This window comes from Achromobacter sp. UBA5777 (assembly GCF_002418565.1).
GTDB classification, from domain to species: domain Bacteria; phylum Pseudomonadota; class Gammaproteobacteria; order Burkholderiales; family Burkholderiaceae_B; genus Achromobacter; species Achromobacter animicus.
This window is the reverse complement of the sequence record NZ_DIEJ01000320.1, coordinates 1-12,332: the sequence shown is the minus strand read 5'-3', so window position 1 is coordinate 12,332 and position 12,332 is coordinate 1. Positions and strand designations below refer to the sequence as shown.

The 12,332-nt window shown below is 66.1% G+C and carries 13 protein-coding genes; 7 read left to right on the top strand and 6 right to left on the bottom strand.

Features of this window, described 5'->3' with window-relative positions:
• The 4 genes from B3446_RS27995 to B3446_RS27980 form a co-directional block, all read left to right on the top strand.
• Positions 1–671: thiamine pyrophosphate-dependent enzyme (locus B3446_RS27995; protein ID WP_291387400.1), on the top strand; the 671-nt coding region annotated here is incomplete at its 5' end.
• A gap of 177 nt (positions 672–848) precedes the next feature.
• On the top strand, positions 849–1,628 hold the full coding sequence (locus tag B3446_RS27990; protein WP_191579008.1) for an SDR family oxidoreductase: 780 nt from the start codon (positions 849–851) through the stop codon (positions 1,626–1,628).
• A 17-nt stretch (positions 1,629–1,645) separates the two neighbouring features.
• A complete protein-coding gene (locus B3446_RS27985; RefSeq protein WP_056569264.1) occupies positions 1,646–2,104 on the top strand; it encodes an Lrp/AsnC family transcriptional regulator in 459 nt (152 codons plus the stop codon).
• A 161-nt stretch (positions 2,105–2,265) separates the two neighbouring features.
• Positions 2,266–2,877, top strand: a complete 612-nt coding sequence (locus tag B3446_RS27980; RefSeq protein ID WP_175125622.1) for a gamma-glutamylcyclotransferase — start codon at positions 2,266–2,268, stop codon at positions 2,875–2,877.
• A gap of 6 nt (positions 2,878–2,883) precedes the next feature.
• On the opposite strand, the gene pagP is transcribed toward B3446_RS27980, so the two are convergent.
• From pagP to B3446_RS27960, 4 genes are all read right to left on the bottom strand, one after another.
• Positions 2,884–3,438 (bottom strand): lipid IV(A) palmitoyltransferase PagP, encoded by a 555-nt coding sequence (pagP, locus tag B3446_RS27975; protein ID WP_175139409.1) that lies wholly within the window; start codon positions 3,436–3,438, stop codon positions 2,884–2,886.
• 133 nt (positions 3,439–3,571) lie between these two features.
• Positions 3,572–5,044, bottom strand: a complete 1,473-nt coding sequence (mgtE, locus tag B3446_RS27970) for a magnesium transporter (RefSeq protein WP_175125612.1) — start codon at positions 5,042–5,044, stop codon at positions 3,572–3,574.
• Positions 5,045–5,054: 10 nt separating this feature from the next.
• Entirely contained in the window at positions 5,055–5,465 is a 411-nt protein-coding gene (locus tag B3446_RS27965) for an acyl-CoA thioesterase (RefSeq protein ID WP_056569253.1), read from the bottom strand.
• A gap of 96 nt (positions 5,466–5,561) precedes the next feature.
• A complete protein-coding gene (locus B3446_RS27960) occupies positions 5,562–6,656 on the bottom strand; it encodes a YeiH family protein (RefSeq protein WP_279974753.1) in 1,095 nt (364 codons plus the stop codon).
• Positions 6,657–6,769: 113 nt separating this feature from the next.
• Here B3446_RS27960 and B3446_RS27955 point away from each other — a divergent pair, with 113 nt between their 5' ends.
• The gene (locus B3446_RS27955) at positions 6,770–7,675 is read left to right on the top strand and encodes a LysR family transcriptional regulator (RefSeq protein ID WP_191579007.1); all 906 of its coding nucleotides are present in this window, start codon (positions 6,770–6,772) and stop codon (positions 7,673–7,675) included.
• Positions 7,676–7,692: 17 nt separating this feature from the next.
• On the opposite strand, the gene B3446_RS27950 is transcribed toward B3446_RS27955, so the two are convergent.
• Positions 7,693–8,889 (bottom strand): M20 aminoacylase family protein, encoded by a 1,197-nt coding sequence (locus B3446_RS27950; protein ID WP_291387392.1) that lies wholly within the window; start codon positions 8,887–8,889, stop codon positions 7,693–7,695.
• A 77-nt stretch (positions 8,890–8,966) separates the two neighbouring features.
• On the opposite strand from B3446_RS27950, the gene B3446_RS27945 reads away from it, so the two are divergent.
• On the top strand, positions 8,967–10,679 hold the full coding sequence (locus B3446_RS27945) for an AMP-binding protein (protein ID WP_291387390.1): 1,713 nt from the start codon (positions 8,967–8,969) through the stop codon (positions 10,677–10,679).
• A 68-nt stretch (positions 10,680–10,747) separates the two neighbouring features.
• On the opposite strand, the gene B3446_RS27940 is transcribed toward B3446_RS27945, so the two are convergent.
• Positions 10,748–11,623, bottom strand: a complete 876-nt coding sequence (locus B3446_RS27940) for an inositol monophosphatase family protein (RefSeq protein ID WP_191579005.1) — start codon at positions 11,621–11,623, stop codon at positions 10,748–10,750.
• 138 nt (positions 11,624–11,761) lie between these two features.
• Between B3446_RS27940 and mnmD the strand changes: the two genes are divergently transcribed.
• Positions 11,762–12,332, top strand: a 571-nt coding sequence (mnmD, locus tag B3446_RS27935; protein ID WP_291387388.1) for a tRNA (5-methylaminomethyl-2-thiouridine)(34)-methyltransferase MnmD, incomplete at its 3' end; no start/stop codon positions are given.

Here is a 12,332-nt window from a genome sequence, read left to right as displayed (position 1 = left end):
AGCCCCGGCCGCCCGATGCGACCGACGGCGCGGTGCTGGCCGGGCGCGCCAAGGAAGCGCGCCGCGCGCAGCTTGAGCCGCTGGCCGCCAGCCTGGATGCGCCGATCCGCCCCGAGCGCGTGGTGCAATCACTGAACCGCCTGCTGCCCGACGACGCGGTGGTCTGCGCGGACCCCGGCACGCCGTGCCCGTACTTCTCAGCCTATTACGACGTCTCGCGTCCCGGCCGCCACTTCATCACCAACCGCGCCCACGGCGCGTTGGGCTTTTCGATGTCGGCGGCGCTGGGCGCCTGGGTCGGCCGTCCGCAATCGAAGTGCGTGTCGGTGATGGGCGACGGCAGCTTTGGCTTCACGGTGGGTGAATTGGAAACCATCGTGCGCCACAAGGCGCCGCTGCTGATGGTGGTGTTCTCGAACTCGGTCTACGGCTGGATCAAGGCCAGCCAGAAGGCCGGTTACGACAAGCGCTACTACAGCGTGGACTTCAACCGCACCGACCATGCGCGTATCGCCGAGGCCTATGGCGTGAAGGCGTGGCGTGTAGAGGACCCGTCCAAGCTGGACGCCGCGATCAAGGCCGCCATGGAGCACGACGGTCCCGCGCTGATCGACGTGATCGCGCAGCCGCTGCAGGATACCGCGGCGCCCGTGAGCCAATGGATGGGCTGATGCGGTAAGCGCAGCGCGCTGCATTGCCGATGGGGCCCCTCGCGGGGCCCCATTTTTCTTGGCCGGTCCGATTAGAAAAAAATTCCCTGCTGGCGGGCGCGCTCCTATACTGGACCGCTTCGGAGCGGCGGGCCGCGGAGGTCCGGCGCCGTCAACGCGACAGCAGAGAGGGCAGGCATGGACCTGGGGATCAGCGGCAGAAAGGCATTGGTGTTTGGCGGCAGCCGCGGCATGGGGCGCGCCTGCGCCCTGCAGCTTGCGCGCGAGGGCGTGGCCGTGACCATCGCGGCGCGCAACCCGCAGACGCTCGAGCAGGCCGCCGCCGACATATCGCGCGAAACCGGCATCGGCGTGGGCTGGGTGTCGGCCGACCTGACGCTTCCAGAGGGGCGCGACGCGGCAATCGCCGCCTGTCCGCATCCCGACATCCTCATCAACAACGCCGACGGCCCGCTGCCGGGCGACTTCCGCGACTGGTCGCGTGACGACTGGATCGCCGCGCTTGACGCCATGATGCTGGGACCGATCGACATGATCCGCCGCGTGGTGGACGGCATGGTCGAACGCCGGTTCGGCCGTATCGTCAATATCGTGTCGCGCAGCGTGAAGGCGCCGCATGCCGAGCTGGGGCTGTCCAACGGCGCGCGTTCCGGCCTGATCGGCTTCGTGGGCGGCTTGGCGCGCCAGACGGTCCGGCACAACGTCACCATCAACAATCTGCTGCCGGGCGCCTTCGCCACCGATGCGCAGACCCGGCACATCCAGGGCATGGTGGAGCAGGGCGGCAAGACGTTCGAGCAGCTGTGGGACGAGCGGGCGCGCAGCAATCCCGCCGGCCGGTATGGCCAGCCCGAGGAACTGGGCGCGCTGTGCGCGTATGTCTGCTCGGCGCATTCGGGTTACATGACGGGGCAGAGCCTGCTGATCGACGGGGGCGGCTACCCCGGGACCTATTGATGGCGTCAAGACATCCCATGGACCAGACGGACCTGAAGATACTCGCGCTGCTGCAGAAGGACGCCACCTGCTCGGTTGCGGAAGTGGCCGAGCAGGTAAACCTTTCCGTGACGCCGTGCTGGCGCCGGATCCAGAAGCTGAAGGACGACGGCGTCATCGCGCGCAACGCCATCCTGCTGGATCCACGCGCGCTGGGCCTGAATCTGACGGTGTTCGTGTCCATCCGCACCAGCCAGCACAACGAGAAATGGACGCAAAGCCTGATCAATGCCGTGATGGCCTTGCCCAACGTGGTCGAGTTCCATCGCATGGCGGGCGACGTGGACTACCTGCTGAAGGTGGTGGTCGAGGACATGGCGGCGTATGACCGCTTCTACCGCCGGCTGATCGGCGCGGTGGATTTGCTGGACGTCAGCGCCAGCTTCTCGATGGAAGTCATCAAAAGCACGACGGAATTGCCGCTGGGCGCGGTGTAGCCGCGGCGCGCGCAAATTTTTTCCTGAGTCCCCCGCCGCCGCGGATGCAAATTTCTTTCTGCGTGTTGCGCGGGCCCAATCTGGCAATGCTTTTGCGCGGGGCGCGGCGTAGGATATCGCTCACTCCAGTCTTGGAGTGAATTGGGATATCAGAGGACCCTATGTCGTTGGCAGTGCCCGCCGGCTGCGCCGGATTGCAAGAATCGCGGCAAGCAGCATCGGTGGATGACCTCCTGGCCGGCTGGAATGGCGTCGACGACCTGTGGGTGTTTGCCTACGGTTCCCTGATCTGGCATCCCGGGTTTGCCTGGCGCGAACGGCGCCTGGCCACCGTGCGGGGCTATCACCGTTCGCTGTGCCTGTGGTCGCATGACCATCGCGGGTCGCCGGACAATCCTGGTCTCGTGTTCGGACTGGATCGCGGCGGTTGCTGCCGCGGCGTCGCCTTCCAGATCGCGGCCAGCGACGTGCCGCAGGTCTTTGAAGCCTTATGGCGCCGGGAGATGGTCACGGGCGCCTACCGTCCGCGCTGGCTGACCTGTCACACCGAGGCCGCGCCGGTGCGTGGACTGGTGTTCCTGCTGAATCGCACCTGCCGCGAGTACGCAGCCGATCTCTGCGACGACCGCCTGCTGACGTCCGTGCGCAATGCGGTCGGACATTCCGGACCGTGCCTGGACTACGTGGTGGAAACGGCGCGCGCGCTGCGTGCGCATGGCATCGACGACTGGCGGCTGGGCGATCTGGTGCGCAAGCTGGGTCACGCGTTCTGACGCGTTTCAGAACTGCCAGCGGCCGAACACGAACAGCACATTGCCCGCGCCGCTTGAGCCCGGGATGTACGTCGCGTAAAGCATGGCGTCCTTGTAGCCCGCGCTGACCAGCGGCAGGATGCCGGGAAATGGCACGTAGCTCATGATGTCGTGGCGCGCGGTCAGGAACACCGTGTAGCCCGCGCCGAGCCGGAAGTTGTCGCTGACCTGGCCGATCTTCAGGAAGCCATAGCCGGCGATGGGCTGCACCTTGGAGTGCGAGTCCAGAAACGCCATGGCGTACAGGCCCTGCCAGTCGCCGTCTTCATCGTAGATGCTGCGGCCGTAGCCGCCGCCCCAGGCAAGTTCGCGGAAGCTGTCGATCTTGTCGGCGCTGTACTTGGCGCGGTTGTGCCAGGCCCAGCCGCTGACATAGAGGTCGTTGCCGCCTTCGGACCAGATCTGGTCGATGCGATTGCACGCCGACTGGGCCCACGAGGGCATACCGTCGCAGGCGTGTGCGGAAACGGTGAAAACGGACAACAGTACGCAGAGCAGCGCGGCGCGGAATCGGGCGGTCATCGCAGGACCCAGGTAAAGATGACAGTTCCGTTACTGTAACGGAGCGCGTGTCATCTTCCCTGTCAGCGGGCTGTCACCTGGGGGCAGCACGGGCTGCGGCCATCCGATGCGGCGCACGGATGTGGCGGCAGCGCTACAGAAGAAAGATCGTGGCCAGGCCCAGGAAGATGAAGAAGCCGAGCGAATCGGTGGCGAACGTGAGCAGCACCGACGAGCCCATTGCCGGGTCCTTGCCGAAGCGCGCCCGCACCATGGGCACCAGCACGCCGACCGAGGCGCCGACCAGCATGTTGCAGATCATGGCGGCCATCATCACCAGCGCGATGGACAGCGAGCGCGAGATCACCCACGCGAACAGGGCGGCCACGAGGCTGCCGCACAAACCCACCAGCAAGGTCACGAACAGCTCGCGCTTGACGAGCTGCCAGAGGTTGCGCCCGGTGATCCGGCCCATGGCCAGCGCACGGATGATGAGCGTCATGGTCTGGTTGCCCGAGTTGCCGCCGATGCCGGCCACGATCGACATCAGGAACGCCAGGATGACGATTTGGCTGACCGTGCCCTCGAACTGCGACGCCACGAACGAGGCCGTGGCGGCGGTACAGAGGTTGAACAGCAGCCATGGCGCGCGGTTGCGCAGCGCGGTGCTGACGGGGGCAAAGATGTCTTCTTCCTGCAGACCGGCGCGCGACAGCGCCTGTTCCTGCGAGTCTTCGCGCATCACGTCCACGACGTCGGCGATGGTGACGCGGCCGATCAGCCGGCCCTGGTCGTCCATCACGGGGGCGGAAACCAGGTCGTAGCGTTCGAAGGCGCCGGCGGCGTCCGCGTCGGAGTCCAGTGGGTTCAGCGTCAGGAAGTCGGAATTCATGACCGCCCGCACTTCGGTTTCGGGCTCGCTGACCAACAGGCGCGACAGGGGCAGGATGCCTTGCAGCTTGTCTTGCCGGTCCACGACGAAGATCTGGTCGGTGTGGTCGGGTAGTTCGTGCAGCCGGCGCAGGTAGCGCAGCACGACCTCGAGCGTGACGTCCTCGCGCACGCGCACCATCTCGAAGTCCATGATGGCGCCGACGCTGTCTTCCGGATAGCCCATGGCTTCCAGCAGCTGCGCGCGCTCTTCCTCGGTCAGGCCCTTCTGCACTTCGGCCACCACATCGGGCGGCAGGTCGGGCGCCAGGTCGGCGAGCTCGTCCGCGTCCATGCTTTCGGTCGCGGCGACGAGATCCTGGCGGTCCATCGCTTCGATCAGCGATTCACGGACCCAGTCTTCGACTTCGAGCAGGACGTCCGCGTCGTGCTCGGGGCTGACCAGCTTCCAGATCGCCTGGCGCTCGTCCTTGGGCAGCGATTCGAGGATGAAGGCGATGTCGGCCGGGTGCAGGTTGTCGACCAGCGTCTTGAGCTCGGCCTCGTGCTGGCGATGCACCAGGTCTTCGACCAGGGGCGCCTTGGCGTCGCCTTCTTCCTGGCGATGAACCAGGTCTTCGACGAGCTGCTGGCGCCGCAGGCGCTCCTGGACTTCAGCCAGGGCGGTCTGGGCGTCTTCCGGATCGAGGCGGCGGGGCGTCGCGGGCGGTTTCTGCGCGGCGGCGGACTGCGTCATGCGTTACGGCTCAAAGTGTGGGAAGAGGGCGGCTGCGCCGCGCTTCGTCGGTGGCGACATACGTCAGCGTGGCCTCGGTGACCTTCACGACTTCGGCGTCCAGCCGCTGGCGTTCCGCGTAGACCTCGACGGAGACCGTAATGGACGTGGTGCCGGTCTTGACGATGGCGGCGTAGAAGCTGAGCAGGTCGCCCACGAACACGGGCTCTTTGAACTGGAAGGCATTGACCGCCACGGTGGCGACACGGCCAGCGGCGCGGCGGGCGGCGGGGATGGACCCGGCGATGTCAACCTGAGCCATGATCCAGCCGCCAAAAACGTCCCCGTGGATGTTCGCATCGGCCGGCATCGGCATGACGCGCAACACCGCGTCGCGATGGGCAGGCAGAGTCGTAAACGGGGTTTTGGTGCTGGAGGTCATGCGGCCGACTCCAATGCTAGAGAACCAGCCGATTATGCAGGAAAAACGAGACGGCGGCGTGCGCGTGGGCGCCCGCCGCCCGGCCCATTGCGGCCATCAGGTAGCCAGCTTGACGATCCCGTAGCCGCCAGCCAACAGCCAGACGTAAAGGATGAAGCCCAAAGCCATCACGCGCGGGCCGGCCTTGCGGATCTGCGCGAAGCGCGTTTCGATGCCCAGCGCGGTCATGGCCATGGTCAGGGCAAAGACGTCGAGTCGGCGGATGGCCGCGACGATATCGGCCGGAATGATGTCGAGCGAATTGATGATGGCCAGCACCAGGAATCCGACGGCAAACCAGGGGATGGGAAGCTTGGCGCTCTTGCCTTGGCCGCCGGCATGGGAAGCGGCGCTGCGCAGATACATGCCCAGCACCAGCAGCACGGGGACCAGCAGCGCCACGCGGGTCATCTTGACGATGGTGGCGACCTCGGTGGTGGCGGGGTCGATGTTGCTGGCGGCGCCCACGACCTGCGCCACTTCGTGCACCGTGCCGCCGATGTAGATGCCAAGGGCCTGCGTATCGAAGTTGAGCCAGCCGGCGTGATAGAAGACTGGATACAGGAACATCGACAGCGTGCCGAATAGCACCACGGTCGCGACAGCCACCGCGCTCTTGTGAGGTGCGGCACGCAGCGTGGGCTCGAACGCCAGGACGGCGGCCGCGCCGCAGATGGCGCTGCCTGCGGCGGTCAGCATGGCGGTGTCGCGGTCCAGTCCGAGCAGGCGCTGGCCGACGACGGTGCCGATCAGCAATGTGCCCACCACCACCGCCACCGACACGGCCAGTCCCGGCATGCCGACGGCGGCGATCTGCTGGATGCTGATGTTCAGGCCGTAGAAGGCGACCGCGATGCGCAGCAGGCGGCGCGCGGTGAAATTCACGCCGACGCCCCAGTCCGCGGGCATGGTGCCGCGCAGGAAGTTGCCATACAGCATGCCGACGACGATACCCACGACCAGCGGCGAAAAACCGAGCTGCCGGATGAAGGGCAGATCGGCCAGTTGCATCACCGCGCCGGCCATCAGGCCCACGAACAGCACGCCGTTGAGCTTGTCGCGCCATGGCGTGGCCGCGGCGGCGGGGGCTGCGGCAACAGGGGCAGCCGGACTGGCGGGGAGGGGGACGGCGGTCGTGGTGGAGGTGTTCATTACTGGCCCTTTGGGCATAACTACATAACTAGACGAAATATTAGATCCGGCCGTATTATTTGAAAAATCTTCAATCTAAATATTGAATATCAGAAATTCTGATATCGACGCCCATGACGCCGGATCAATTGCTCACGTTTGCCGCAGTCGCCGATACCGGCAACATCAGCCGCACCGCCCAGGCGCTGCATCTGTCGCAGCCGGCGGTGTCTGGCCAGTTGCGCGCCTTGCAGGAATGGTTTGGCGAACCGCTGTACCGCCGCAGCGGCCACGGCATCGCGCTGACCGAAGCCGGCGAGCGCTTGGCCGAGCAGGCGCGGCAGTTGCGCCAGGTGTACCGGCAGGCGCAGGCCGTGCGCGAGTCCTGGCGCGGGCTGGAAACCGGTGCATTGCGATTGGGCGCCAGCACCACGCCGGCCAGCTACCTGCTGCCCCGCCTGGTGGCGGACTTCCGCCACGCGTTCCCGGCCGTCAGCCTGCATCTGTCGGACGGCAATACGCGCGAGATCGTGGATCGCCTGCCGGCGCTGGATCTGGCGTTCATCGAAGGCGATGTGCCCGCCGGACTGCCCGCCGACACAGCGGTGCACGCATGGCGGCAGGACGAAGTGGTGGCGATCGTGCGGGCGGATCACGCCCTGGCGGGCAAGGGCGCCGTGACGCTACGGGATTTGGCGGGGTCGCCGCTGGTGATGCGCGAACCCGGTTCCGGCGTGCGCCGGCTGGTGGAACGGGCGTTCAGCGATGGCGGTCTGGCGCCGTCGGTGGGCCTGGAGCTGGCAGGGGTGGAAGGGGTGAAGCAGGCCGTGCGTGCGGGGTTGGGCGTGGGCTTCGTGTCCGTGATGTCGATGCGTCACGAAGACGGAGCGCTGGCGGCCCTGCGTCTGTTGCCCAAGCCGCTGACGCGAACGCTGAGCATCCTGGTGCCGCATGCCGATGCGGCTGCCCGCGCCGCCGAACGCTTTCTGGCGATGTGCCTGGCGGTCGGCGGGCAGGAGAGCGGGCAGGAAGTCGGGTAACTACGCGGTCAGGCCGTTCAGGCCTTGGCCAGGCGCTTGAGCGCGAGTTGCACCCAGTAGGTGCCGCCCAGCGGCAGCAGATCGTCGTTGAAGTCGTAGCTGCCGTTGTGCAACATGCAGGGGCCCAGTCCGTGGCCGCTGTCGCGGTGCTCGCCAGTGCCGTTGCCGATCCACACGTAACAGCCCGGAAGTTCCTGCAGCATGAAGGCGAAGTCTTCCGCGCCCATGGTCGGCTGCACGTTGGCGTTGACGTTGTCCGCGCCGACGATGTCGCGCAGCACGTCGGCGCAGAACGCGGCTTCGTCGGCGTGGTTGATCGTGGGCGGATAGTTGCGCTGGAACGTGAATTCGACTTCGCAGTCCATCGCCGCGCTGGTGTGGCGGGCGATCTCTTCCATACGGCGTTCGATCAGGTCCAGCACGTCCAGCGTGAACGTGCGCACCGTGCCGCGCAGTTCGGCGTGGTTGGGCACGACGTTGTCGGCGCTGCCCGCGTGGATCTGCGTGATGCTGAGCACCGCCGCATCCAGCGGATTGCGGTTGCGCGTGACGATGGTCTGCAGCGATTGCGCCATCTGCACCGCGGCCATGACGGGGTCGATGCCAAGATGAGGCATGCCGGCGTGCGTGCCCTTGCCCTTGATGACGATCGAGAATTCGTTGCTGGAGGCCATGATGGGGCCAGGCGTCAGACCGAACTGGCCGGGCTTCATGCCGGGCCAGTTGTGCATCCCGAACACCGCCTCCACGGGGAATTGCGTGAAGAGGCCATCGTCGATCATGCGCTTGGCGCCGCCGCCGCCTTCCTCGGCGGGCTGGAAGATCACATAGACCGTGCCCGCGAAATCGCGGTTCGCGGCCAGGTATTGGGACGCGGCCAGCAGCATGGCGGTGTGGCCGTCGTGGCCGCAGGCGTGCATCTTGCCTTCGTTCTGGCTGGCATGCGCGAAGGTGTTGACCTCTTGCATCGGCAGCGCGTCCATGTCGGCGCGCAGGCCCACGGCGCGATCGCCGGGCTGGTTGCCGCGGATGATGCCGACGACGCCCGTTCCGCCCAATCCGCGATGGATCTCGATGCCCCATTCCTCGAGCTTGGCCGCCACCACATCGGCGGTGCGGAACTCTTCGAAGGCCAGTTCGGGATGCGCGTGGATATCGCGTCGGATCTTGGAAATATCCTGGTGCCAGGCAACGATGGGTTCAAGGAGTTTCATGAGCGAACTCGGGCGGAATATGGGGAACGGACAAAGGGTATCATCATTCAAAAATCAATTTAATGGAGACAAATACCATGACGCGTCCGTGGCTTGCTCAGTATCCCCAAGGCGTTCCTGCGGAGATCTCCACCGAGGAATATTCCTCGCTCACCGACTTGCTGGACCGGGCCTGCAAGCGTTACGCACCGCGCATCGCCTGCACGGCGATGGGCAGCAACATCACCTATGCGCAGCTGGACGGGCAGGCACGCGCGTTCGCGGCATGGCTGCAAAGCTTGAACCCTGAAAAGGGCGCGCGCGTGGCGCTGATGATGCCCAACGTGCCGGCGTACCTGGTGTGCATGCTGGGATCGCTGCGCGCGGGCATGACCGTGGTGAACGTCAATCCGCTCTACACCGCCGACGAATTGCAGCGCCAATTGCTGGACAGCGGCGCGTCCGTCATCGTCATCCTGGAAAACTTTGCGCATACCTTGCAGCAGGTCTCCAATCGCGGCGACCTCAAGCACATTGTCGTGACAGGTCCGGGCGACCTGCTCGGCGGCCTGAAGGCGCCGCTGGTCAACCTGGCCGCGCGGTACATCAAGAAGATCGTGCCTGCGTGGCACATCGACGGCGCGCACGCGCTGCCCAAGCTGCTGCATGAAGGCGCACATATGCCCTTCAATCCGCCGTCCATTTCCATGGACGACGTGGCGGTGCTGCAATACACGGGTGGCACCACGGGTGTGCCCAAGGGCGCGATGCTGTCGCACCGCAATCTGGTGGCCAACGTGCTGCAGACCGAAGCGGTGGCGCAGCCGGTCGTGCATGACCTGGCGGACCAGCAGCTCACCATCATCAGCGCGCTGCCGCTGTACCACGTGTTCGCCATGACGGTCTGCGGTCTGTATGCCTTGCATGCAGGCATGCGCAACGTGCTCATCATCAATCCGCGCGATCAGCCGTCGCTGATCAACGCATGGCGCAAGACGCCGGTGAATCTGTTTCCGGGCGTCAATACGCTATTCAACGCGCTGGCGCACAACGAAGATTTTGCGAAGCTGGATTTTTCCGGCCTGCGGCTGACGCTGGGCGGCGGGATGGCCGTGCAGCAGCAGGTGGCCGAACGCTGGCTGAAGATTACCGGGCGGCCGCTGATCGAAGGCTACGGCCTGTCCGAGACGTCGCCGGTGGCAACGGTCAATCCCACCAATGCGACGGCGTATTCCGGTTCGATCGGGCTGCCGTTGCCGTCGACGGATGTGGCGATTCTGGACGATGCCGGCAACGAGGTGCCGCTTGGCGAACGCGGCGAGGTCGGCATCCGCGGGCCGCAGGTCATGCTGGGGTACTGGCGCAAGCCTGATGAAACGCGCGATTCGATGACGGCCGACGGCTACTTCCGTACCGGCGACATCGGCATCATGGACGAACAGGGCTACACGCGCATCGTGGACCGCAAGAAGGACATGATTGCGGTGTCCGGATTCAAGGTCTATCCGAACGAAGTGGAGGCGGCGGTCGCGCAGCATCCCGGCGTGCTGGAGTGCGCGGCGATCGGGGTGCCCGATGAGCACTCCGGCGAGGCGGTCAAGGTGTTCGTCGTGAAGAAGGACCCGGCGCTGACCGAAGAACAGGTGCAGCAGTGGTGCAAGGACAAGCTGACGGGCTACAAGCGCCCGCGCTTCGTGGAGTTCCGCGACGAACTGCCCAAGAGCAACGTGGGCAAGATCCTGCGCCGCGAGCTGCGGCCGGACGCGCAGGCCTCGGCTTCGGCCAACACGTCCGCGAAGACGTCCGCGTAAAGTACCAGAGGCCGCGCAAGGCGGCCTCCGGTGTCCAGGCCGCCGCTTGGCTGCCTGCGGCGTGCGTTTCAGCCCCGCTTGTCCAGATGCGGGGCAATCATTTCATGCAGCGCGCGTTCGATGGCGGGGTTGCCCGCCACGACGCGCCCGCCGATCGGCCAGGGATCCTGCTTGTGCATGTCGGTGCACACGCCGCCCGCTTCGCGCAGGATCAGCGTGCCCGCAGCCACGTCCCAGGGCGCCAGGCCCATTTCCCAATAGCCGTCGTATCGGCCGCACGCGGTCCAGGCCAGATCCAGCGCGGCGGCGCCCATGCGGCGCACACCGCGAGACCGGTTGATGGCGTCATGCAACATCGGCATGTACTGCGCGGCAAATGAGAAGTCGCGGAACGGAAAGCCCGTGGCCAGCACGGCGTCTTCGATCGTCTGCGTGCGCGAGCACGAGATCCGCCGGCCATTCAGCCATGCGCCCACGCCGTACACGCCGGTGAACAGTTCTTCGCGGCAGGGGTCATAGACCACGCCGATAACCGGCGTGTCCACTGCCAGGGTTTCATTGGCCGCCATCGTCGTGCCCGCGTGCGCGATCAGGGCGATGGACACGGCGTAGTGCGGGATGTCGTGCAGGAAGTTGGTGGTGCCATCGAGCGGGTCGATGTACCAGGTGGCCGCACCTTGCGCTTTGCCGCCCGTTTCTTCGGCGACGATGCCGAACTTGGGCGTGCGGGCCTTCAGTTCCTGGATGATCGCGGCCTCCGCTTCGCGGTCCGCCTGCGATACGAGATCGTTGCGGGCCTTGCGATCGATCACGAGATCGGCGCGGTGGTGCGCGTAGGATTGCAGGATGGCCGCGCCGGCGTGGGCGGCCGTAACCGCCGCGTCGATCGCGGCGCACAGGTCGATGGGCGAAGCCAGCGATTGGGGCTGATCGTAGGTATCCATTGGCCCAGTGTAAGCCCGTCCATGCGTCAAACCTGTGGCAAACGGACTAATCCATTGGGCGGCGTGGTGCGCATCCAACGCGAATCGGCCGGTGGCCCGATAATTCGCGCTTCATCGTGTTTGTATCTATTGGGCTGGATGTCTGTGACTTACGTTCCGCTGGTTCCCGCAAAGGTTGATGTCGATGCCGACGGCAGGCTGGTCAGTTCCGTCTATGGCGACGTCTATCACTCGCCGTCCGGGGCGCTGGGCCAGGCCGAGCACGTCTTCCTGCGCGGCAACGGACTGCCGGAGCGCTGGCGGGGGCGCGCCTCGTTCACCGTCTGCGAAACGGGCTTTGGACTGGGGCTGAACTTCCTGGCGCTTTGGAAAGCGTGGCGGGACGATCCGCAACGGCCTGCGGCGTTGCACGTCGTCTCGTTGGAAGCGCACCCATTTTCGCGGGACGACCTGGCCGCACTGCTGGCGCGCCATGCGCCCGAGCCGCTGGCGGGGTTGGCGCGTGCGCTGGCTGCGCAGTGGCCGGCGCTGCTGCCCGGGCTACATCGGCTGGAATTCGATAACGGCGCCGTCACGCTGACGCTGGGCTTTGGCGATGCGCAGGTGCTGGCGCCGCGCCTGGGCGCTCGGGTGGACGCGTTTTTCCTGGACGGCTTCGCGCCCGAGCGCAACCCCGAGATGTGGGCGCCGCCGCTGTTGCGCGCGCTGG